The organism is Lactobacillus delbrueckii subsp. bulgaricus (assembly GCF_046938665.1).
GTDB classification, from domain to species: domain Bacteria; phylum Bacillota; class Bacilli; order Lactobacillales; family Lactobacillaceae; genus Lactobacillus; species Lactobacillus delbrueckii_C.
This window is the reverse complement of sequence record NZ_JBKZCD010000001.1, coordinates 187,188-208,609: the sequence shown is the minus strand read 5'-3', so window position 1 is coordinate 208,609 and position 21,422 is coordinate 187,188. Positions and strand designations below refer to the sequence as shown.

At 53.0% G+C, this 21,422-nt stretch carries 23 protein-coding genes; 17 read left to right on the top strand and 6 right to left on the bottom strand.

Going from position 1 to position 21,422, the window contains the following annotated elements; all coding sequences use genetic code 11:
- Positions 1-82: 82 nt before the first annotated feature.
- Positions 83-2,278: an ATP-dependent Clp protease ATP-binding subunit gene (locus tag ACLUXO_RS01030; RefSeq protein WP_412135961.1), complete on the bottom strand. Its 2,196-nt coding sequence runs from the start codon at positions 2,276-2,278 to the stop codon at positions 83-85.
- Positions 2,279-2,446: 168 nt separating this feature from the next.
- Between ACLUXO_RS01030 and ACLUXO_RS01025 the strand changes: the two genes are divergently transcribed.
- The 6 genes from ACLUXO_RS01025 (at position 2,447) to ACLUXO_RS01000 (ending at position 7,139) form a co-directional block, all read left to right on the top strand.
- Positions 2,447-2,647 (top strand): hypothetical protein, encoded by a 201-nt coding sequence (locus ACLUXO_RS01025; protein WP_296225879.1) that lies wholly within the window; start codon positions 2,447-2,449, stop codon positions 2,645-2,647.
- Positions 2,648-2,754: 107 nt separating this feature from the next.
- Positions 2,755-3,021 carry a phosphocarrier protein HPr gene (locus ACLUXO_RS01020; protein ID WP_003614073.1) on the top strand — a complete coding sequence of 89 codons (267 nt, stop codon included), beginning with the start codon at positions 2,755-2,757 and terminating at the stop codon, positions 3,019-3,021.
- Positions 3,021-4,748 (top strand): phosphoenolpyruvate--protein phosphotransferase, encoded by a 1,728-nt coding sequence (gene ptsP / locus ACLUXO_RS01015; protein WP_412135960.1) that lies wholly within the window; start codon positions 3,021-3,023, stop codon positions 4,746-4,748. Before ACLUXO_RS01020 ends, ptsP begins: the two co-directional genes overlap by 1 nt.
- A 171-nt stretch (positions 4,749-4,919) precedes the next feature.
- Positions 4,920-5,324, top strand: coding sequence for a transcriptional regulator SpxA (spxA, locus tag ACLUXO_RS01010; protein ID WP_270447465.1), 405 nt, complete (start codon positions 4,920-4,922; stop codon positions 5,322-5,324).
- A 103-nt stretch (positions 5,325-5,427) separates the two neighbouring features.
- The gene (locus tag ACLUXO_RS01005; RefSeq protein ID WP_412135959.1) at positions 5,428-6,177 is read left to right on the top strand and encodes an adaptor protein MecA; all 750 of its coding nucleotides are present in this window, start codon (positions 5,428-5,430) and stop codon (positions 6,175-6,177) included.
- A 101-nt stretch (positions 6,178-6,278) separates the two neighbouring features.
- A complete protein-coding gene (locus ACLUXO_RS01000; protein ID WP_412135958.1) occupies positions 6,279-7,139 on the top strand; it encodes a competence protein CoiA in 861 nt (286 codons plus the stop codon).
- Positions 7,140-7,151: 12 nt separating this feature from the next.
- On the opposite strand, the gene ACLUXO_RS00995 is transcribed toward ACLUXO_RS01000, so the two are convergent.
- Positions 7,152-7,796, bottom strand: coding sequence for a DsbA family protein (locus ACLUXO_RS00995; protein ID WP_412135957.1), 645 nt, complete (start codon positions 7,794-7,796; stop codon positions 7,152-7,154).
- Between the two features lie 80 nt (positions 7,797-7,876).
- Complete coding sequence (locus ACLUXO_RS00990; protein ID WP_412135956.1) at positions 7,877-8,479, bottom strand: CYTH domain-containing protein; 603 nt, start codon at positions 8,477-8,479, stop codon at positions 7,877-7,879.
- A gap of 103 nt (positions 8,480-8,582) precedes the next feature.
- On the opposite strand from ACLUXO_RS00990, the gene ACLUXO_RS00985 reads away from it, so the two are divergent.
- From ACLUXO_RS00985 to ACLUXO_RS00975, 3 genes are read left to right on the top strand one after another with little or no spacing between them, the layout of a single operon-like run.
- A complete protein-coding gene (locus ACLUXO_RS00985; protein WP_412135955.1) occupies positions 8,583-9,215 on the top strand; it encodes a GTP pyrophosphokinase in 633 nt (210 codons plus the stop codon).
- Entirely contained in the window at positions 9,212-10,009 is a 798-nt protein-coding gene (locus ACLUXO_RS00980) for an NAD kinase (protein WP_412135954.1), read from the top strand. Before ACLUXO_RS00985 ends, ACLUXO_RS00980 begins: the two co-directional genes overlap by 4 nt.
- Positions 10,010-10,023: 14 nt before the next feature.
- Positions 10,024-10,914, top strand: a complete 891-nt coding sequence (locus ACLUXO_RS00975) for an RluA family pseudouridine synthase (protein WP_412136030.1) — start codon at positions 10,024-10,026, stop codon at positions 10,912-10,914.
- Positions 10,915-10,976: 62 nt separating this feature from the next.
- Here the strand turns inward: ACLUXO_RS00975 and ACLUXO_RS00970 are convergent, their stop codons facing one another.
- The 3 genes from ACLUXO_RS00970 to ACLUXO_RS00960 all read right to left on the bottom strand — a co-directional run bounded on the left by ACLUXO_RS00970 (position 10,977) and on the right by ACLUXO_RS00960 (position 13,098).
- Positions 10,977-11,165 (bottom strand): hypothetical protein, encoded by a 189-nt coding sequence (locus ACLUXO_RS00970; protein ID WP_002877046.1) that lies wholly within the window; start codon positions 11,163-11,165, stop codon positions 10,977-10,979.
- Between the two features lie 71 nt (positions 11,166-11,236).
- Complete coding sequence (locus ACLUXO_RS00965; RefSeq protein WP_412135953.1) at positions 11,237-12,064, bottom strand: undecaprenyl-diphosphate phosphatase; 828 nt, start codon at positions 12,062-12,064, stop codon at positions 11,237-11,239.
- A gap of 23 nt (positions 12,065-12,087) precedes the next feature.
- Entirely contained in the window at positions 12,088-13,098 is a 1,011-nt protein-coding gene (locus ACLUXO_RS00960; RefSeq protein ID WP_412135952.1) for a lactonase family protein, read from the bottom strand.
- Between the two features lie 164 nt (positions 13,099-13,262).
- On the opposite strand from ACLUXO_RS00960, the gene ACLUXO_RS00955 reads away from it, so the two are divergent.
- From ACLUXO_RS00955 to ymfI, 8 genes are read left to right on the top strand one after another with little or no spacing between them, the layout of a single operon-like run.
- A complete protein-coding gene (locus tag ACLUXO_RS00955; RefSeq protein ID WP_412135951.1) occupies positions 13,263-13,643 on the top strand; it encodes a PTS glucitol/sorbitol transporter subunit IIA in 381 nt (126 codons plus the stop codon).
- A gap of 9 nt (positions 13,644-13,652) precedes the next feature.
- Entirely contained in the window at positions 13,653-14,834 is a 1,182-nt protein-coding gene (locus ACLUXO_RS00950; protein WP_412135950.1) for an AI-2E family transporter, read from the top strand.
- On the top strand, positions 14,835-15,392 hold the full coding sequence (locus ACLUXO_RS00945) for a tRNA (cytidine(34)-2'-O)-methyltransferase (RefSeq protein WP_003618887.1): 558 nt from the start codon (positions 14,835-14,837) through the stop codon (positions 15,390-15,392).
- Positions 15,393-15,422: 30 nt separating this feature from the next.
- Positions 15,423-15,818, top strand: coding sequence for a DUF1149 family protein (locus ACLUXO_RS00940; protein ID WP_002877037.1), 396 nt, complete (start codon positions 15,423-15,425; stop codon positions 15,816-15,818).
- Positions 15,819-15,837: 19 nt separating this feature from the next.
- Positions 15,838-18,204 carry a DNA translocase FtsK gene (locus ACLUXO_RS00935; RefSeq protein ID WP_412135949.1) on the top strand — a complete coding sequence of 789 codons (2,367 nt, stop codon included), beginning with the start codon at positions 15,838-15,840 and terminating at the stop codon, positions 18,202-18,204.
- Between the two features lie 5 nt (positions 18,205-18,209).
- Positions 18,210-19,433 carry a M16 family metallopeptidase gene (locus tag ACLUXO_RS00930; RefSeq protein ID WP_412135948.1) on the top strand — a complete coding sequence of 408 codons (1,224 nt, stop codon included), beginning with the start codon at positions 18,210-18,212 and terminating at the stop codon, positions 19,431-19,433.
- A complete protein-coding gene (locus ACLUXO_RS00925) occupies positions 19,430-20,683 on the top strand; it encodes a M16 family metallopeptidase (RefSeq protein WP_412135947.1) in 1,254 nt (417 codons plus the stop codon). Before ACLUXO_RS00930 ends, ACLUXO_RS00925 begins: the two co-directional genes overlap by 4 nt.
- Positions 20,680-21,408 (top strand): elongation factor P 5-aminopentanone reductase, encoded by a 729-nt coding sequence (gene ymfI, locus ACLUXO_RS00920; protein ID WP_412135946.1) that lies wholly within the window; start codon positions 20,680-20,682, stop codon positions 21,406-21,408. Before ACLUXO_RS00925 ends, ymfI begins: the two co-directional genes overlap by 4 nt.
- The last annotated feature ends 14 nt before the right edge of the window (positions 21,409-21,422 follow it).

Below are 21,422 nucleotides of genomic sequence, written 5' to 3'. Positions count from 1 at the left end.
CCCCTCACTTTCATTATAACGCATTCAAGAAAAAAACAAGGATCCTTTTTGGATAATCCTTGTTTTTTCTGCTCAGAGATAGTTATTTTTCTTCGCTCGCTTCAGCAGCTGGCAGGGCAGGAACTTCTTCGGAAATCGTGATTTCCCCGTCCTTTAAGTCAGCCACCAATTGCTTGGCTTCAGTGTGGTCCAGCTTGTAGTCGGCCACCTTGTCTTCAATTTCTTCCTGGATGACCCGGCGAAGCGGACGAGCGCCCATTTCCGGATCGTAGCCTTCTTCAACCAGCTTGTCCTTGGCCGTGTCAGTAACCGTGATGTGCAGGCCCTGGTCGCTGACCATGGCGTTGGTCTTGTCCAACAGAAGGTTGACGATCTGCAGGAGGTTGCCCTTGCTCAATGGGTGGAACTGGATGATGTCGTCAAAACGGTTCAAGAATTCCGGCTTGAAGTACTGGCTCATCACCTTGCGGGTTTCTTCAGCTTCATTCTTGTTGTTTTCTGCCGCGAAGCCCACGCTGGCCGTCTTGATTCCCTGGCCGGCGTTTGAGGTCATGATGATGATCGTGTCCTTGAAGGAAACAGTCCGCCCTTGTGAGTCGGTCAAGCGGCCGTCGTCAAGAATCTGCAAGAAGAGGTTCAAAACATCCGGGTGGGCCTTTTCAACTTCGTCCAAAAGGATCAAGCTGTATGGGGTGTGGCGGACCCGTTCGGTCAATTGGCCGGCTTCTTCATAGCCGACATAGCCCGGGGCAGACCCGATCAATTTGGAGACGGAGTATTGCTCCATGAATTCGGACATGTCGAAGCGGATCATGGCGTCTTCGCTGCCGAACATCTTTAAGGCCAGCTGCTTGGCCAGCTCGGTCTTGCCGACCCCGGTCGGGCCAACAAAGAGGAAGGAGCCAATTGGCCGGCCGGATTTGTTGAAGCCGATCCGGTTTCTTCTGATGGCCCGGGCCACCTTGTCAACGGCCTCGTCCTGGCCGATAACCTTAGCCTTGAGGTCGCTGGCCAGGTTGGCCAGCTGGTTTTCTTCCTGAGCCTGGATGTCACCGACCGGGATGTTGGTCTTTTCTTCCACGATCTTGTCCATGACCTTGGCCGTAATGGTCGGGGTCTTGTCCGGGTCGACGTTTTGATCCTTCAGCTTCTCGTATTTTTCAATCTGGTCGCGGTAGTAGGCCGCCTTTTCGTAGTCTTCGTTCTTTAAGGCATCCTGCTTGAGTTTCTCAGCCGCGTCGATTCTTTCCTGGATCTTTTCCTTATCGATGTAAGGGATGGTCAAGTTCATTCTTGACCCGGCTTCGTCCAGAAGGTCGATGGCCTTGTCTGGCAGGAAGCGGTCCTGGATGTAGCGGGCAGACAGCTTGACGGCGGCTTCGATGGCGTCGTCAGTGTATTTGACGTGGTGGTAGTCCTCGTAGCGCTTCTGGATCCCCTTGAGGATCTTGAATGTCTCGTCGATGCTTGGTTCCTTGACTTCAACTGGCTGGAAGCGCCGGGCCAGGGCGGAGTCCTTTTCGATTTCCCGGAATTCCTTGATGGTCGTGGCCCCGACTAACTGCAGCTCACCTCTGGCCAGAGCTGGCTTGATGATGTTGCCAGCGTCCATACCGCCCTCAGAATTGCCGGCGCCGACGATTTCGTGGATTTCATCGATAAAGAGGATGATGTCCGGCTGGCTTTGCAGTTCCTTGAGCAGCTGCTGCATTCTTTGTTCAAACTGGCCCCGGATCCCAGTCCCTTGCACCATGGAAACCATGTTGAGGGAGATGATCCGCTTGTTTTGTAACTTGGCTGGAACTGACCCGTCCACGATGTCCTGGGCCAGGCCTTCTACAACCGCGGTCTTGCCGACCCCGGCTTCCCCGATCAGGACCGGGTTGTTCTTGGTCCGCCGGTTGAGGATTTCAATTACCCGGGCGATTTCCCGGTCCCGGCCGATAACTGGATCGATCTTGCCCTTCTTGGCCAAAGCAGTCAAGTCCGTCCCGAACTGGTCAAGCAGGGACTGGCCGCCGCCATTGCCGCCCCGGCCTGGGGTTGGGCCGGATGGATTTTGGTTGTTGTCACGGTTTGCGCCATTTGACCGCCCGTTCAAAGCGTTGAAGAGGTCGTCAAAGTCACCGAAAAAGTTGTCATTATTCATTTGATTGCCTTGTTGATTCCTTAACTCTTGGTAGCATTGCTGACATAAGTCGATTTCTTTGTTTTGGCCGTTGATCTTCGTGTAAAGATGTATCGAGGCCTGCCGTTGGTGGCAGTTTTGACACAACATGTTAAAATACCGCCTTTCATCAAAGTTCTGCCTAAATTATAGGACTTAGCACTCTGATTAGTCAAGTGCTAAGTCTCGGGGGAGAAAATAGCCGGCCTTTGAGACTTCTTCCTTTAATTTTGACAAAAAATTGCGCTAAAATAATGGACAGGAGGTTGTGACATTAATATGGACTATACTGATATTTTGGAGCAATTGGTCTCAGGCGACTTGCTGGAGTACCAGATCGACCCGCAGAAGGACCCGGAAGATGCGTTTGCTTTCCAGCAAAGCCTGCGCAATTACGGAAAAAACAAGAAAATCACCGGCCGGGCTGGCCGTGGCGGGGTTATTACCTATACTTCGATAGAGAATAAGCCCAAGTATTAATGAAAACATTTACAAATTAAGTTGTATTGACCTCGAAAACATGTTATTCTTTAAGAGAAACGGTACTTTGGTACCCAATTCTTGATTTTTAAAGGAGATAATTTACGATGGAAAAGAAAGAATTTCACATTATCGCTGAAACTGGTATTCACGCTCGTCCAGCTACCTTGTTGGTACAAGCTGCTTCAAAGTTTGGTTCAGACATCAACCTGGAATACAACGGCAAGTCAGTTAACCTTAAGTCAATCATGGGCGTAATGTCATTGGGTGTTGGCCAAGGTGCAGACGTAACTATCAGCGCTGAAGGCGATGACGAAAAGGAAGCTATCGCAGCTGTTGCTGAAACTATGTCAAAAGAAGGTTTGGCTGAATAATGACTGAAACTTTGAAGGGTATCGCAGCCAGTGACGGCGTTGCTGTTGCTCCAGCCTACCTCCTGGTCGAACCGGACCTTTCTTTTGAAAAGAAGTCCGTTGCCGACGCGGAAGCTGAAGTAGCCCGCTTTGACAAGGCAGTTGCCGAATCACAAGCTGAATTGGAAAGCATCCGCAAGGTTGCCGCAGAAAGCTTGGGTGAAGAAGAAGCGCAAGTCTTTGACGCCCACTTGATGTTCCTGTCAGACCCTGAATTCACTGGCCAGATCAGCGCCAAGATCAAGAGCGACGCTGTCAACAGTGAAGCAGCTTTGGACGAAGTTGCCCAAAACTTCATCACTATCTTCCAAAGCATGACTGACAATGCCTACATGCAAGAACGTGCTGCTGACGTCCGCGACGTTTCAAAGCGGATCATGGCGCACTTGCTAGGCAAGGAACTGCCTAACTTGGCAAGCATCGACCACGAAGTAGTTCTGGTGGCTGAAGACTTGACGCCAAGTGATACGGCACAATTGAACAAGAAGTACGTTAAGGGCTTCGTAACTGACCTGGGCGGCCGGACTGCCCACTCAGCCATCATGGCCCGGTCTTTGGAAATCCCAGCTGTTGTCGGGACTGAAAAGATCACCACTTCTGTAGAAAACGGCCAAATGCTGATTGCTGACGGTTTGGATGGGGTGGCCATCGTTGAACCAAGCGAAGAACAAGTGGCTGACTACCGCAAGAAGGGCGACGACTTCGCTAAGCAAAAGGCTGAATGGCGGAAGTTGAAGGACGAACCATCAGTAACTGCTGACGGCAAGCACTTCACGATCGCTGCCAACATCGGTACTCCAGACGACCTGGCTGGCGTTTTGGAAAACGGTGCTGAAGCAGTCGGCTTGTTCAGAACTGAATTCTTGTACATGAACTCAAACGACTTCCCAACTGAAGAAGACCAGTTTGAAGCTTACAAGAAGGTTCTGGAAGGCATGAACGGCAAGCAGGTTATCATCAGAACCATGGACATCGGTGGCGACAAGCACCTGTCCTACTGGGACCTGCCAGAAGAAATGAACCCATTCCTGGGTATCCGGGCCGTTCGTCTGTCCCTGAAGAACAAGGAAATCTTCCGCACCCAGCTGCGGGCCTTGCTGAGAGCATCAGCTTACGGCAAGCTGGGGATCATGTTCCCAATGATCGGTACTTTGGACGAACTTCACCAAGCCAAGGCTGTTTTGGCTGAAGAAAAGGACAAGCTGGTCAAGGAAGGCGTCAAGGTTGGCGACGACCTGCAAGTCGGCATGATGATCGAAGTTCCGGCAGCTGCCGTTCTGGCAGACCAATTTGCCAAGGAAGTCGACTTCTTCTCAATCGGGACCAACGACTTGATCCAATACACTATGGCTGCTGACCGGGGCAACGAAAACGTTTCTTACCTCTACCAGCCATACAACCCGTCAGTTCTCCGCCTTATCAAGCACACGATCGACTCAGCTCACGAAGCTGGCATCTGGTGCGGGATGTGCGGTGAAGCAGCTGGTGACTCAATCATGTTCCCAATCCTGCTTTCCATGGGCCTGGACGAATACTCAATGAGCGCAACTTCAATTCTGCGGATCAGAAACGAAATGAAGAAGCTCTCAACTGAAGAACTCGCCAGCCTGGCTGACAAGGCAACCAAGGAATCATTGACCAACGAAGACAACATCGAACTGGTTAAGAACTTGATGGCTGACAAGTAAAGAGCAAATTAAAAGCGATTAGCGTGAGCTGACCGCTTTTTTGCTTGATTAATTAAGAAATTTAAAAGAAAGCCCATTACCCCCTTCCTTTTTGTAAGTATCCATGCTAAACTATATAGTAAGTAACGAATGTGTGTTCATGCAATCTCATTTTAAAGGAGCGTGGTAACAATGGTAGATTTATATGTTTCTCCAAGCTGCACCTCATGCCGCAAGGCAAAGCAATGGCTTGAACAACACAATATTCCCTACAAGGAAAGAAACATTATTTCAGATCCTTTGAACCGGGAAGAAATCATTCATGTTCTGAGAATGACTGAAGAAGGCACGGAAGAAATCGTGTCAACACGGTCGAAGGCTTTCCAAGAGCTGAACATCGACCTGGACGACATTTCAATGAATGAACTGATCGATTTGATTGAAAAGAACCCAAGCCTGCTGAGACGGCCAATTATTTTGGATGACCGCCGGATGCAGGTTGGCTACAATGAAGATGAAATCCGCCGCTTCCTGCCGCGCAGCGTGCGCCGGCTGGAAATGGCCCGGGCTAAGCGCCTGGCAGACCAGGATTTATAATTTCAGAATAGAAAGTTGCAGGCGTTGGCTTCTAGAAGCTAACGCTTTTGCTTTGTCGGCTTTTTAGGTTACAATAACAGTACACACAAAGGAGGGATTGAGAATGCGTGTTGAAAAGGTGAACGAGAACACGCTCCGCGTAAGCATGACCCGGGAGGATCTGAACCAGCGGGGCTTGAAGATCCTGGATTTGCTCGGCAACCGGGAAAGAGTCCAGGAATTCTTCCTGTCAGTTCTGCGCGAAGTAGACGAGGACAATGACTTTGCCAGCGATGCGCCGGTGACTTTCCAGGTCATGCCCAACGATGGCGGGATCGATCTCCTGATTACCAAGATGAATGCAGGCAGCGACCTGCCAGAAGAAATGCGGCGCTTCTTTGATCCTGAAGCCAATGGGGTCAGAGACGATATGGCGGAAGCAGTTGAGGAAGATGACTGGGCCTTTTCCGACTTGAACCCGGCTGATGACGCCAATACTGAGATGGACCCGGTGATCATGCAGGACCTGGGCAACACCGATGATGAAGACTACGAGGACTACTGGAGCTACCAGGAGACCCATGTTTTAGTCTTTGACGATATCGATGACCTCCTGGCTTTGGCGGACAGCCTCAAGGTCAGTGACCTGGCTTCCAGCGTCTACTACTACAAGCAGCAGTTTTACCTCAAGCTGGCTTTTATGGACGAGAATTACGCGGAAATCAAGCCAGCTGATGCCTGGGCGATCGCCAATGAATTTGGCCGCCAGGTGTCCGCTGACGAATTCCAGCAGGCCCAAGCCCACGGCCAGTGCCTCTTCCAGCAGGACGCGCTGGGGGCTTTGCGCCGGCAGTTTGCCAGCAAGCGGGCTTAAGAATCCAGATGATAATTTAAGGACTCCTTCGGGAGTCCTTTTATTTTTGCTTTTTTAAAAAAATCTCCCTCTTTTGGCGTACTAGTTAATGGGGGATTATTTTGTACGCAGCTTTATTAAATAAAGAACTGGTCCTGGCCGTCAGCGAGGCCGGCAAGGTCCGGGAGAACCCGGCCTATCTCAACCAGGAAGTCTACCGCTGCCCGCGCTGCCAGAAACCGGTCATCTTGGTTTTATCACAGAAGGCAGAGCCTTTTTTCAAGCACTACCAGGCTTACCGGGGGCTAGGAGAACAAGAGGAGCACCGGCAGGGGAAAATGCTCCTCAAAGCCGCTTTGACCGCGGCGGGGCTAAATGCGAAAACTGAAGTGCCACTGGCTGACGGAGCCTTGCGGGCTGACGTTTTGGCTACGCCGCTCTTGGCCTTTGAAGTCCAGTGCGCGCCCTTAAGCAAGGGGGAGTTTGCCCACCGGCATGCCCTTTACCAGGCGATTGGGATTAAGGATGTCTGGCTGGTCGGCCGCCGGCATTTTTTAGGGGAAAAGCTAAAGCAGACCCAGCTGATCTTTTTCCGGGAAAACCGGTGCTGGGGGAGTTATTATCTGGAAATCCACCAAGAGGCAGGCTTGATTAGATTGAAGTACCAAATAAGGCAGGCCCCTGTCAGCCAGACCCTGCTGTACCGGCAGGTGGACTTCGCCTTGGACGCGGAAGGGATTGCCGCTTTATGGCACTTCCGGCCCCTTTTGCCCCCTCCTTTGGCCTCTGACTGGGTCAAGGAGCGGGACTATCTGGACCAGCAGCTGAAGGAAAAGAGCAAGCTGGGCCAGAAGCTGGGGGAATTGATGTACCTGGCCGGCTATACTGTCTTTACTTTGCCCAAGGAAGCTTTTGCCACTTGGCGCAGGCCAGGGGAGAAAAGCTGGCTCTTGAAATTTTTGCAGCAAAAAACCAGCCCCTAAAGAAGAGGCTGGCTATACGAGATGCAGGTGGCTGACCGGATAATAAAGCGGAGCATTCTCCGTCAGCTGCAGCAAGGGTTCAAGGCAGCTGTCCGCGCTGTTTTGGAAAATTTGCAGGAGGTCGTCGTCGCTTAATTCACCGTCAAGCAAGAGACCGCTGTCATCGATCTGGTCGTCAAAAACCACGGTTGAAGGCAGGGCCGTGATTTGGAATTTCCTGGCCAGCTGCTGGTCCTGGGCAATGACGTCTTTAAGGCAGGCATCATTCAAAGTAGATGAAATTTTCTCTGGCTTGATATTGAGGCTTTCCAGCAATTCTTCAGCCAAGGCCGGGGAATAAGACCGCTGGCCGTCACTCAAACTTTCCTGCAACTTGAACAAAAAGCTCCTGGCCTTCTTCTTGCCATAAGCGATTTGCACGGCATAGTAAAAGCTCTGGGCGCTGATTGAGGCATTGTGATAATTGGCTAAATTGATGGAAGTGTTGAAGTTCCAGTTCCGCTTGACCATGTCGGCCTTCATGGCTTCCATGGTTACCAGGGGAATGTAATTGACGGAAATTTCAAGCTGCAGTTCTGCCGCCAATAGCCGGATGCGTTTTTCAAGCTGGTAGCAGGACAAACCTAACGGATTGATAAACAGAAAAAGTTCGAACATGGTCGACCTCCAATTTTTGTTTCATCTGCTACTTTAACAAAACTTTTACTTGAAAACAAAAGAAAAGCTTTCGCCTGCTCTTACTTGGCATGCTGGCTGGCCCGGGCAATCTTGCTCTGGTTGTTGGCGGACTTAACTGGCAGGGCAAAGCGGGTCTTGATTTCGGCCAGGGCTTCCTGGATAGCGGCCGGGGAGTCATTTTCAATTTCCATTTCCCAGTCCTGGTAGCCGTCGGGGTAGCTGGTCTGGTCTAAAGTCAGCTCGCAGCCCTTTGGCCCGTCTAAAAGGATCCGCCGGGTCTTGCTCCAGGAAAAAAGGGTCAGCTGGCTGGCTTTGTCCGGGTAATGCTCTAAAAGGTACTGGCCGACATTGCCAGTCAGGCTTGGCCGGCCCTTTTTTAAAAAGTCCTCGGCTTCAGGCAGGGTTAAATCATCATTGATTTCCAGGCTTTCATGGTAGGTCTCCTGCAGCTTCTTGACCGGAACCTTGATGGTTTCCTCGGCCCGGTCTGTAAAGCAGCGGATTCTGAGGGCACTGTGGTCTTCTTTTAGCTGCTTGTCCGGGGTGTCAAAATAGTGGTTGCTCTGTTTGAAGTCGCTCTTGACCGGGTAGGCAGCGACGATAGCCTCATAGCTGGCCTGGTCTAAAGCGACTTTGGCTTCAATTTCGCGGTTTTTGCTCATTTTTTAAGACTCCTTTGTTAGATAAAAATTAAAAAGCTTGCGTTGGTGCTTTCGCTAACATCTATGTTAAAATGAATTTGTTTGAGATGGAAGGAAAATGTCTGTGATTACTGATTGGGATACTTTTTTATGGCCATACAATGAAGCCGTAAATGAACTAAAAGTTAAATTCAGAGCTCTCCGGCAGAGTTTCTTGACCAAGGGAGAGCATTCGCCAATAGAATTCGTGGTTGGCCGGGTGAAAACGGTCGACTCCATTAAAGAGAAAATGCAGCGGCGGGTCATCAGCCCGGACGTGATCGAAACCGACATGCAGGACATTGCCGGTATCCGGATCATGTGCCAGTTTGTCGATGACATCTACCGGGTCGTTGACCTGCTCCACGCCCGCGATGACCTGGAAGTCGTCGAAGAGCGCGACTATATCCAAAATGCCAAGCCGTCCGGCTACCGGTCCTACCACATGGTGGTGGCCTACACGGTTTATCTGCCCGAGGGGTCCAAGCGCCTTTTGGCGGAAATCCAGATCCGGACTCTGGCCATGAACTTCTGGGCCACAGTTGAGCACACCTTGAACTACAAGTACCAGGGGGCCTACCCAGAAGATATTTCAGAGCGGCTCAAGCGGACGGCGGAAGCTGCCTACCAGCTGGATGAAGAGATGTCCTCGATCAGAAATGAGGTCAAGGAAGCGCAGAAGATCTTCACCAAGAACAAGGGCAAGGAAAAGTCATGAAAGTAGCTATCGTTCACAATGACCGCGTGACCACCCAGGTGGCGGTCCGGCACCTGCAGGTGCTGCTCGCGGAAAAAGGCATTTTGCAGGATCAGCAGCATCCCGACCTGGTAATTTCTGTCGGCGGTGACGGGACCTTGATCTCTGCCTTTCACAAGTATAAGCAGCAGCTGGACAAGGTCTGCTTTGCCGGCATCCACACCGGCCACCTGGGCTTTTACACCGACTGGCGGAACTACGACATGGAGAAGCTGGTTGACGCCCTGGCCAGCCATCCCGTTGAAGAAAACGAGGTGGGCTACCCGCTTTTGGACATGAAGGTAACCACCAGCTGCGGGGAGAAGCGCTTTTTGGCCTTAAATGAAGCCTCAATCAAGCGGATTTCCAAGACCATGGAAGCTGAGGTCTGGCTCGGGGGCGAGCGCTTTGAGAATTTCCGGGGCGACGGGCTTTGCGTGTCAACCCCGACCGGGTCAACGGCCTACAGCAAGTCCCTGGGCGGAGCGGTAATCCACCCCCGCCTCAAGGCCCTGCAGCTGACCGAAATTGCCTCGATCAACAACCTGGTCTTCCGGACGGTGGGCTCGCCCATCGTTATTGCCCCGGATGAGTGGATCACCATCGTACCGAAGATTTCCGACCGGGCGGTCGTGATCGTCGACGGGGAAAGGATCAGCTTGACCGACGTGCAGAAAGTAGATTATAAAATTGCGGCGGAAGAGATTCGCTTTTACCAGTATGGCCACCACCATTTTTGGGAGCGGGTCAACGACGCCTTCATTGGTGACAGATAGTGCAAGTATACAAAATGATTGTTGCGAAAAATGACCCAGGCCAGCTGAGTCATTTTTTGCTGAAAAAAGGTTTTTCCCGGCGGGCCGTCAACAACTGCAAGAACCACGGCGGGATGATGCTGGTCAACCACCACCGCCGGAATGGCAGCTACCGGCTAAAAGAAGGGGACGTGGTCCACTTTTTGATGGGCCAAGAGCCGGTCAACCCCTGGCTCAAGGTCTCCCGCCGGCCCCTGGAGATTGTTGAAGAAACGGCTGACTATTTGGTGATCAACAAGCCGGCCGGCCTTTTGTCGATTCCTTCCGGCTTTCATGCGGAAGACGCGGTAATCAACCGGGTGCTGGCTTACTTTGAAAAGCAGGGGGTCAACCCGGCCTACGTCAAGCCCCACATCGTGACCCGGCTGGACCAGGACACTTCCGGCCTGGTTCTTTTGGGCAAGAACGCCATCGCCCATGACCGCTTCAGCAAGCTGGGCAAGGATGCTTTTATCAAAAAGTACCATGCTATCGTCCATGGCAACTTCGCCGAAGGTGATTTAAGCGGCCTGATCGACAAGCCCCTGGCCCGGGTGGGGGACACGGTCAAGCGGGAGGTCAACCCAAAGGGGCAAAGGGCTTTGACTGAATACCGGGTCCTTGACCAGGTCCCGGGGGCCAGCTTGGTTGAACTCCGCCTGTTGACCGGCCGGACCCACCAGATCCGGATCCACATGGCTTCCATCGGCCATGTCCTTTACGGAGACGACCTATACGGGGCCAGGGATGCTTTTGCCCGCCAGGCCTTGAACTGCTTCTACCTGGCCTTCCCCAACCCCTTCAGCGGGGAAGAGCGGGAGATTGAGATTCCCGACCCAGGCGACATGCAGGGCTTGTGGCGGCAGCTGAAGCAAGAAGCGGAATAATAAAAAGCAAAAAAGGAGACAGGCAGGCCTGTCTCCTTTTCTTATTCATCTGTTATCTGTTTTTACGCGTTTGAGATTACTGCCCAAGCCAGGCCCCCGAGGGCACAGATGGCTAGCAGCGGCAAAACTACTGAGCTGAGCAAGGCAAAGGCCAGGCCGACCCCGATCAAAAAGATCAGAACCCGCCAGAGGGCCACGCCCATCTTCCAGCAGAGCCATAAAATAAAAAGTAAGCAAAGCAAACTTAACATGTTTATTCACCGTCCTCTAGCTTGCTATCCTTAAGCAATAATCATAGCATATTTTCGCGTGAATACAAGGATTACGCAAAGACCAGACCGCAGATGATGACGATGATCCCCAAAACAATCCGGTACCAGCCGAATGGCTTGAAGTCGTGGGTCTGCACGTACTTCAGCAGGAACTTGATCGACAGGTAGGCCACGATGAAGGACACGACCATGCCGACCAAGAGGATGGCCAGCTGGTTGCCGACAAAGACGTGGCCGGCCTTGAAGAACTTGACCAGCTTCAAAAGGGATGCCCCGAACATGGTCGGGATAGCCAGGAAGAAGGAGAACTCAGTTGCCACGTAGCGGCTTGACCCGATCAGCATGGCCCCCAGAATAGTTGCCCCGGACCGGGAAGTCCCCGGGATCATGGACAAAACCTGGAAGCAGCCGATCAGGAGGGCGGTCTTATAGCTCATCTTGTTTAAATCAGTCAAGCTCGGCTGGCGCTTGGCGTAGTAGTTTTCCAAGACGATGAAGAGGATACCGTAGATGATCAAGGTGGCAGAAATTACCTGCCAGGAGGTCATGTTTTCTTCCAGCCAGTCATTCAGCGGCAGGCCGATGATGATTGACGGCAGGACAGCCGCGATGACCTTGAACCAGATCTGCCAGGTCTGCCCTTTTTCCCGCTTGCTCTTTGACGGGGCAAAAGGATTCAGCTTGTTAAAGTAGATCACGATGACGCTCAAGATGGCCCCCAGCTGGATGACAACCATGAACATGTTGATGAAGCTGGTTGGCTGGTCTAACTTGATGATGTAGTCGGCCAGGTAGAGGTGGCCAGTTGAGGAGATCGGCAGAAATTCCGTAATCCCTTCGATGATGCCGAGAATGATGGCTTTGAAAATGTCTAGCATGTTACTAAAAAAATACTCCTAACTTAATCAGTGAATAAAACTCTGGTGCCTTCCGGAACCGCGATGTCCTTTTCCAGCGGGGTCAAGGTCCCGTCGCTTTGCCGCTGGTAGAGGGTGGCGTTGTTGCTGTTTTGGTTGGCGGCAACGACGTACTTTTCCTCCGCGTCCCAGTTGAAGTCCCGTGGGAATTCGCCAAAAGTCGACACCCGCTGGACCAGCTTCAGGGCCTGGTCCGGCAAAACGGCAAAGACGGCGATTGAATCGTGGCCGCGGTTGGACACGTAAAGGAACTTGCCGTCACTTGACAGGCGGATGGCCGCTGCCCCGTTGTGCTGGTCCCAGCTTTCCGGAATGGTTGAGTAGGTGGCCAGGGACCGGAACATCCAGTTTTCTTCGTCAAACTTGACCACGTTGACCTGGCTGGAAAGTTCGCCGGCCACGTAGAAGTACTTGCCGTCCGGTGAGAAGGCCAGGTGGCGGGTGCCGAAACCGTCTTCATTTTGGTAGCTGGCCAGGTGGGTCAGCTTTTGCCCGTCAAAGCCGTAGAAGTCGACTCTGTCTTGGCCCAGGTCGCAGGAAACCAGGTGCCCGCCCGGAGTTTCATCAAAATAGTGCGGGTGAGCGCCGGCTTGTTCCGGCCGCGGCCCTAAAGCCTTGTTTTCGTGCTTGACCTGGTCAAGCAGGGTCAGCTGCCCCTGGTCATCATAGCTGATGACGGCCAGGACCCCAGTGTGGTAGTTGGCCGTGTAGAGCAGCTTCTTTTCCTTGTTGATGCCGATGTAGGCCGGAGAAGACCCCTCGTGCAGCAGCTGGCTGACTAGCTTGCCGTTGGTAAAGGCCGCGATGCCCCCTTGGCCGTTTTCATTCTTAATAGAAAAAATGAACTGGCCGTCTTTTTGGAAATAGGTTGGCCCGCCGACTTCAACGACGTTTCTTCTTTGTTCCAGATGGGCCTGGTCACCGGAGCCGATAAAGTCAAACTGGTAGATGCCGGCTGACTCGTGCTTGGTGTAGCCGCCAATTAAAATATGCAATTTAAACCTCCTTATTTACTCCACAATAACTCTAGTTTAAATATTAAGCTTATCTTTAGCAAATGTCGATAAGAGATAGTCGTCCGTAAAGAATAATTAACAATTCTTTTCTTCTTAGCTTTAAGTTCCCGGTGAGTATGTTAGAATTTAACCAGGTGATAAAAATGAAATGGATATCTACAATTAAAGCAATCGGACCAAACGCGATCAGTGAAAAGGACCGCGTCGTAATTTTGTTTGGCCAGACGGCCAATGATGAACTGCAGGACGTTTCCGTCATCCAGGCCTTTGATGATGAACAGGCTGCCCAGGCAGTCGTTCTTAAGAAGGGCGATACGGTGACCATTGACGGGACGACCTTTTTGATCAACTATGTTGGCCCTATGGCGGTCAGCAACTTGCGGGCCTTGCAGCACGCCAGCCTCTTTTTCACTGACAAAGTGCCAAAGAAGCCAATGTCCAACGCCCTCTACCTGGACTTGCCAGAAGACCAGGAAATGCCGAAGTTCAGAGTCGACGACGAAATCGTTTACGAACACCTGTAGGCTGGATTAATGAAGAAAAGAGACACGAGCCTCTTTACGGACTGGGTGCTTAACAACCGCTTCAGCGTCGGCTTGATCAATGTGCTCTTGGCCCTGGTGATCGTGCTGGTCTTTAACAAGATTTCCTTTATCTTGAATCCGGTCAACACCTTCATCAGCGCCATCCTGCCGCCCCTTTTGGTGGCCATGGTCCAGTACTATCTGATGGAGCCGGTGGTGGACAAGCTGGAAGAGAAGTTCAAAGTGCCGCGGACGGTCACCATCATGGTGATTTTTGCCATAGTCACGGTCTTCTTGATCTGGGCCATCAATTCCCTGATTCCGGTCGTCCAGAGCCAGATCGACTCCTTAGTCAAGAACTGGCCTACGATCTGGAAGAATTCGACCAACGCGGTTGATGAGCTCCTGCACAGTCCGAAATTCAGCGGCCTGCGCGATTCTCTGCAAAAGCAGATGACTTCTTTGCAGAAGAATTTCAGCAAGAGCATGGGGTCAACCGTCTCCAGCGCCCTGGGCAATTTGACCAGCGCGGTCACCGTGGCGACAGCCGTCTTCACGACCCTGGCCACGGCTCCGTTTTTGCTCTTCTTTATGCTGAAAGACGGGCACAAACTGCGGCCTTTTCTGGTCAAGTTTGCTCCCCAGCGCTGGGAGCAGGCGACCAGCAAGCTGCTGCATGAAGTCAATCAGGCTGTGTCTTCTTACGTGATCGGCCAGGTTTCCGTGGCCATCTGCGTGGGAATCATGTTCTTCATTGGCTATACGGTCATCGGCGAACCTTACGGGGCAGCCCTGGCGATCTGTGCTGGCTTTTTGAACCTGATCCCTTACTTTGGGACCTTCATCGGTTTGATTCCGGCATTGATCATTGCTTTAGTGACTGATTTGCCGATGGTGGCCAAGGTCTTAGTGGTCTTCTTTATTGAGCAGATCATTGAAACCCGGGTCATCAGCCCGCTGGTTGTCGGCAACCGCTTGAAGATGCACCCGGCGACGACGATTATCGTCATGTTGGGGGCTGGCTCAGTCTGGGGCCTGTGGGGCGTGATCGGCGGGATTCCGATCTACGCGGTGATGAAAATCCTTTTGACCCATGTCTACCGGTACTACCGGAAGGTTTCCCACCTTTATGACGACAGTTTCCAGGATGAAGCAGACCAGGCTGGACAAGAAGAAAAGGAAAGGAAATAAATGACCAACCATATTGTTTTGTTTGAGCCGGAAATTCCCGACAACACGGGTAACATTGCCAGAACTTGCGCGGGAACCAACACGGTGCTGGACTTGATCGAGCCCTTGGGCTTCCGCCTGGATGACAAGCATCTCAAGCGGGCCGTTTTAGATTACGGCGGTGAAGTTGAAATCCGCCGCCATGACGACCTGCGGGCCTTTCTGGCTACTTTGCCGGACAATGCCGAGATGTACCTGATCTCCAAGTTCTCCAGCAAGGCTTATACTGACGTCGACTACACGGACGAAAGCAAGGACTACTACTTTGTTTTTGGCCGGGAAACGACCGGTTTGCCGGAAACCTTCATGCGGCAATACGCGGACCGCAATCTCCGCATTCCCATGTCCGACAAGATCCGGGCCTTCAACCTGTCCAATTCAGCAGCAATCGTAATTTTTGAAGCCCTGCGCCAGCAAGGCTTTCCCCACATGGAAAAATCCCACCACTATGAAAACGACAAGCTCAAGGACGACTACAACCGTCCTGGCCGCTACCAGCGGAACCTGCCTAAGCATTAGTGGCTAAAAAGAAATTTATGAGGTAAAATCATGGAATTTAACAAGCAGACCCCAATCATCGTTCGTGCCTTTCACTATGACCTGCTCGATGAGCCAGAAGAAAAGAACGAAGTCAACGTAGCCATCCGCCAGGTTGTCGCTACGGGCGAAGACGGCGTTGAAGATGCCGGCGAAGCAGGCGGCTACTACGAAGTAGCCGTTGTTTACGACGTTACGCCAGACGAAGACAACATCATCGAAATCAGCGGGGTCAACACCCAAGTCGTTCAGCTTCTGGGCTACCACGGCGACGGCCAGGACCTGGACCAGGAAACCTACCGTTTGCTCAGCCGGCCGCTGGTTGAATACATCGAAACCTTGACTTACGAAGTTAGCCAGGTTGCCTTGGATGAACCGATCAACTTGGACTTTGAACCTAATTTCTAAGGATTGAGCAGGTGAAGAAATGCCTCGAAAGAAAAGGCAGGCTAATCGTAAAAACAAAAATAAAAAGAAAACAGAAGAATCTTTGAGCTGGGTGGTTACCGGGATCGTCTTGATCCTGGTAGCCATTTTGGCGTTATTGCGCTTTGGCTGGCTGGGCAAGGAACTGGCCAACCTTTTGCGGCTCTTGATCGGGGACAGCTACCTCTTAGGCGGGACCTTCCTGGCCATTTTGGGCCTGGTCATGCTGATTTACGGGCAACCGCCCCGCTTTGGCTTTAAGCGGACAAGCGGCTTGACTTTGGCTTACCTGGGCCTTTTGTACATTTTGGCCAGTCACTTTTTCAATGTCAGAAGCGTCCACAGTGAATTTTTGCCCGCCTTCAAGAACGCGATCTTTGAAGAACTGGCCCGGGCCAATGTCACCATCAGCGTCGGCGGGGGCTGGATCGGGAGCTTCCTGTACGGGATCTTCTACCAGCTTTTAGGCCAGATTGGCGGCCTGTGCCTGGCTGTTTTGAACATAATCAGCGGGATCTTGATGTTCTTTGACGTCAAATTCCGCTCCCTGGTCGCTGCTTTTCAAAAAATCAGCCGCTCCTTCATCCAGCAAAGCAAGGACGGAGCCGGCCAGCTAAAGGAAAAGTACTCTGAATACAAGGAGCAGCAAAGAAAAGAGCCCAACAACCGGGAGAAGCTGACCGACCCTTGGCAGGATAGCGAAGAAGCCAAGCCGGAGAAAAAAGCCAGGCAAGAGAAGACAGAGAAACAGGCGGCCAAGCCTTCCTTGCCGGAAATCCAGGTGGCAGAGCAGCACCCTGACCCGCCGGTCACTCATTCACTGGAACTGGATGACCTGCCCAAGCCCCGCAGCCAGGCTGAAGATGACCAGAAGATGATTTTGGCCGACCAGCAGGTTGACCACGGTCTGGACAAGAGCACGGTCAGCTATGATGACAACTACCAGTTCCCGCCCTTGTCCCTATTAAAGGCCGTCCAGGCCAGTGACCAGTCCAGCGACAAGGATAAAATCGGGCAGAACACGGCTATTTTGGAGGAAACCTTCAAGAGCTTCGGGGTGGAAGTCAATGTTAAAAAGGCTATCTTAGGCCCGACCATCACCCGCTACGAAGTCCAGCCAGCCGTCGGGGTCAAGGTCTCCCGGATTGTCAACCTGGCCGATGACTTAGCCCTGGCCCTGGCGGCCAAGGACATCAGAATTGAGGCCCCGATTCCGGGCAAGCCTTATATCGGGATTGAAGTGCCTAACCAGAAGGCCCAGTCCGTGGCTTTTAAAGACGCCATGGAGCACCAGGACCAAAAGGCCAAGGACCATCCTTTGATGGTGCCTTTGGGCAAGGACGTGACCGGGCAGATCATCAGCGCTGACTTGACCAAGATGCCCCACCTGCTGGTGGCCGGGTCAACCGGGTCCGGTAAGTCCGTGGCCATCAACACGATCTTGACCAGCATCTTGATGAAGGCCCGGCCGGATGAAGTCAAGCTGGTTTTGATCGACCCGAAGATGGTCGAATTGTCAGTCTACAGCGGGGTTCCGCACTTGATGATCCCGGTTGTCACTGACTCCCGCCTGGCTTCCAAGGCCCTGAAAAAAGTCGTCGACGAAATGGAGCGGCGCTACAAGCTTTTTGCTGCCGGCAGCGTCCGCAATATGGGCGAATACAATCGCAAGGTGGCTGAGAACAACAAGGATACCAGCCGGCCGGTAATGGAGCCTTTGCCTTATATTCTGGTCGTTGTTGATGAATTGAGCGACTTGATGATGGTCGGCGGCCACGACGTGGAAAACTCCATCGTCCGCCTGGGCCAGATGGCCCGGGCCGCCGGTATCCACATGATCCTGGCTACCCAAAGGCCGAGCGTGGACGTCATCACCGGTTTGATCAAGGCCAACGTGCCGTCAAGAATCTCCTTTGCCGTTTCCAGCGGGGTCGACTCCCGGACTATTTTGGACCAGGTCGGCGCTGAAAAGCTGCTGGGCAGGGGGGACATGCTCTACCTGCCGATCGGAGCCTCCAAGCCTGACCGGATTCAAGGGGCCTACATCGACGTCGATGAGGTCGAAGCCGTCGTTGACTGGGTCAAGGGCCAGCAAAGTGCTGAATATGACGAGGAAATGATTCCCCAGGCCGGGGATGATGACGAGAGCAGCGATGACGACGTTGACGACGAGTACTACCAGCAGGCAGTGGACCTGGTCCGCCGCCAGCAGTCAGCCAGCACCTCCATGCTGCAGCGGCGGTTCAGAATCGGCTACAACCGGGCTGCCCGCCTAATTGACGAACTGGAAGAGCACGGGGTGGTCGGCCCGCCGGAAGGCTCCAAGCCGCGCAAGGTGCTTTTGCCGCCTGAAGGACAAGAAGAATAAAAATAATGAACGAAGAAAATATCAGCATTCAAAGCAATCAAAAATTTACCAGCGGCAACCTGGGCCTGTTCGTCCGCCTGCCGCTGACCAAGCACAACATGGCTATGGCCAGCTTGCTCTGCCGCATGCAGATGAACGAAAGCGAACTCTTTCCGGATCCCGGCCTCCAGCAGGTCGAATTGCAGCAGCGCTACTCCTTCCAGTTTGAAGCAGTGGTGCAGCTTTTTGGCAAGGAAATGGTCATTTCCTACCTGGCCAATTTCGTTGAGCCCCAGGAAATCCTGGACCCGGATTACAACTACCGGCAAATAGCAGAAACTTTTGCCGGCCTGGCCACCCGGCCCTTGATTACTCCCAGCTCTGTCCAGCTGGCCCAAAGACAGCTGGAAGAAGAATACCAAGAGCTCATGGCTGAGCCGAGCAACGCGGCTTTAAGCGCCTTTTTCAACAACTGGTACGCGGACCAACCCGATTACGCGGCCAGCTTCATCGGCTCGATTGAAGACATTACGAAAGCGACCAGCCAAGAAGTCCGCCGCTTTGCTGACGCCATCAAGACCCAGGCCAGCTGCGTTTTTGGCCATGTCTATGATGCCCGCCAGGTTAAGCGCCTTTTGCAAAAGAAGCTGCAAGAAGAAGGCTGGCCGGGCCTGGCCTTGGACTTTGGCCGCCGGGACTTATTGATTTCAGCCCCGGACTTGCGGCTTGAGAAAACAGACGAACAGGGCAAGCAGCAGGCCCAGCTTTTCCTGGGCTATGCCTACAAGGGCCAGCCCAGCCTGCAGGATTTGGCCACGGGGACAGTCTTGCGCCAATACTTGACCGGAGACCAGTCCTCCCGGCTCTTCAGTAAGGTCAGGGAGGAAAACGGGGCGGCTTACGCGGTGGAAAGCAACTGGTATGCTGACAATGCCCTCTTCCTGGTCAACGCCGGCCTGGATCCGGACAAGTTGGACTTAGCCCGGCAGATCATCGGCAAGGAGATGCAGATGGTGGCTGACGGCCGGATCAACCCGGGCCTGCTCAAGCAGAGCCGGCAGGCGCTGGCCACCCGCCACTTGCTCAACCAGGACCATGCCAGCTGGCTTTTAGCCAAAGACCTCCGCTATAAGCTCCATGCCGACTACGAGGACTTTGACATGATGGCCGCCGTCAGCCGGGTGACCAGCGGCCGGCTGGCTGACTTTGCCCAAAAGCTGTATCTGAATGAAAGCTATGTATTAAAATGATCAAACCAGAAATTATCAGAAAAGATTTCCCTTCCGGCTTCAAGGCCCAGGTGATCCGGCGCAAGGGCTTCAACCAGCGCTTTTTCGGCATCATTGTCGATTTCGGCAGCGCTGATCCCCAGCCCGTTCCCGGCCTGGCCCACTTTTTGGAGCACAAGCTTTTTGCCGCGGAAGAAGGCGACTTGTCCCTGGAATTTGAAAAAATGGGGGCCAGCGTCAATGCCTTTACCTCTTTCAATGAAACCATGTATTACGCCAGCGGGGTCAAGAATGTCGGCCCCATGATCGACCTGCTCTTCAAGCTGGTTGGCCAGCCCTACTTCACTGATGAGAATGTGGCCAAGGAAATCCCTATCATCCAGCAGGAATTAGCCATGTACCAGGATGAGCCTGACTGGATCCTGGGTGACCGGCTCCTGCGGGGCATCTATGGGGACTGCAACTTGGCCATCGACGTGGCCGGGACCAAGGAATCGATTGCCAGCGTGACTAAGGAAAAGCTCCAGGCCGCTTATGATGAAAACTACGTGGCTGCCCGCATGTCCTTTGTTGCCTGCGGGGACTTTACCGACAACCAAGTCAAGACTATTCTTAGACAGGCCAGGAAATTGTCAGACCAATACCTGCGCCCCGGCAAGCCGCAAAAAGAAGCAGACTTGGTGCCCCTTTTGGCCAGCGGGCAGGACTGGGACCTGACCGGCGGGGACGTGCCCCTGTTTACGGCGGCTATCCCTTTGCCAAACTTTAAGAAAGTTTTAGCAAGTCGGGATATGAGTCAAATTTTGCTGGAAATCATGCTAGAATCAAAGCTAGGTGCCGCCAGCCACTGGTTCGCCAGCGCCAGAAAAGCCGGTCTGGTCAGCCAGCCCCTCCAGATCAGCGTGACTTATACCCGGCAGGGGGCCTACGCGGTCTTGCTGGGGATGAGCCCGGAAGCAGACAAGCTGCTGGATCAGATCAAGGCTGAACTGGCGCCAGACAAGCTTTTTTCCCAAAAGCAGGAAATGGAAATGCGCCAGCTCTTTGAGATTCACAAAAGAAGCTGGCTGGCCCAAACCGTGCGCAGCCTGGATAATTTGTCGGGTTTTGCCGTGGAGATGGCTGAAGAAAGCCTGGATGAGGAAGACCTGTTTGCCAATGTTGAGCAGATGCAGGCCATGAATTTTGCCGACTACCGGGCCTACTGCCAGGAGCTTTGCAAGGGCGCCAGCATCAACACGGCCCGCCTGCTTGAGGAGGATGACCAATGAAGCGAGCACTGATTTTCGGGGCAACCGGCGGCATTGGCCGGGCCATTGCGGCCCGCCTGGCTGAGTCTGGCTGGTCCATGTACCTGCACTGCAACAGCAACTGGGAAGAGGCCAGCGGTTTGGCCAGGACTCTGGCGGAAAAGCATCCCTTGCAGGATTTCATGCCGATCAAGCTGAACTTTTTAGCAGGCGACGACCAGCTCAAGGATTTTGCCAGCAGCCTTTTGCCCGTCAACGCGGTCGTTTTTGCCCAAGGGATCACCAACTATGACTTCCTGGGCAGCCAAAGCTCCCAGGTCATTGACCAAATCATCAAGGTCAATTTGGAGAACCCGATCAAGCTGACCAAGCTTTTGGAAAGCCAGCTTTTAAAGCAAGAGCACAGCCGGATCGTCTACCTGGGCTCAGTTTACGGGGGCCAGGGCAGCGCTATGGAAGCAGTCTACAGCGCGACTAAAGGTGGGATCAGCCGCTTTGCCCAGGCCTATGCCCGGGAAGTTGCCGCCAGCCGCTTCACGGTTAATGTCGTGGCTCCAGGGGCGGTCAACACGGCCATGAATGCCATGTTTTCCCCGGAAACCTTAAAAGAGCTGGCAGAAGAAATTCCGGCCGGCCACCTGGCCAAGCCCAAGGAAATTGCCTACTGGGTTGACTGTCTGCTTAACCCTGAGAGCGACTACCTGACCGGGCAAACGATTTATGTCAGTGGCGGCTGGCTGGAATAGGGCGACACATCCGC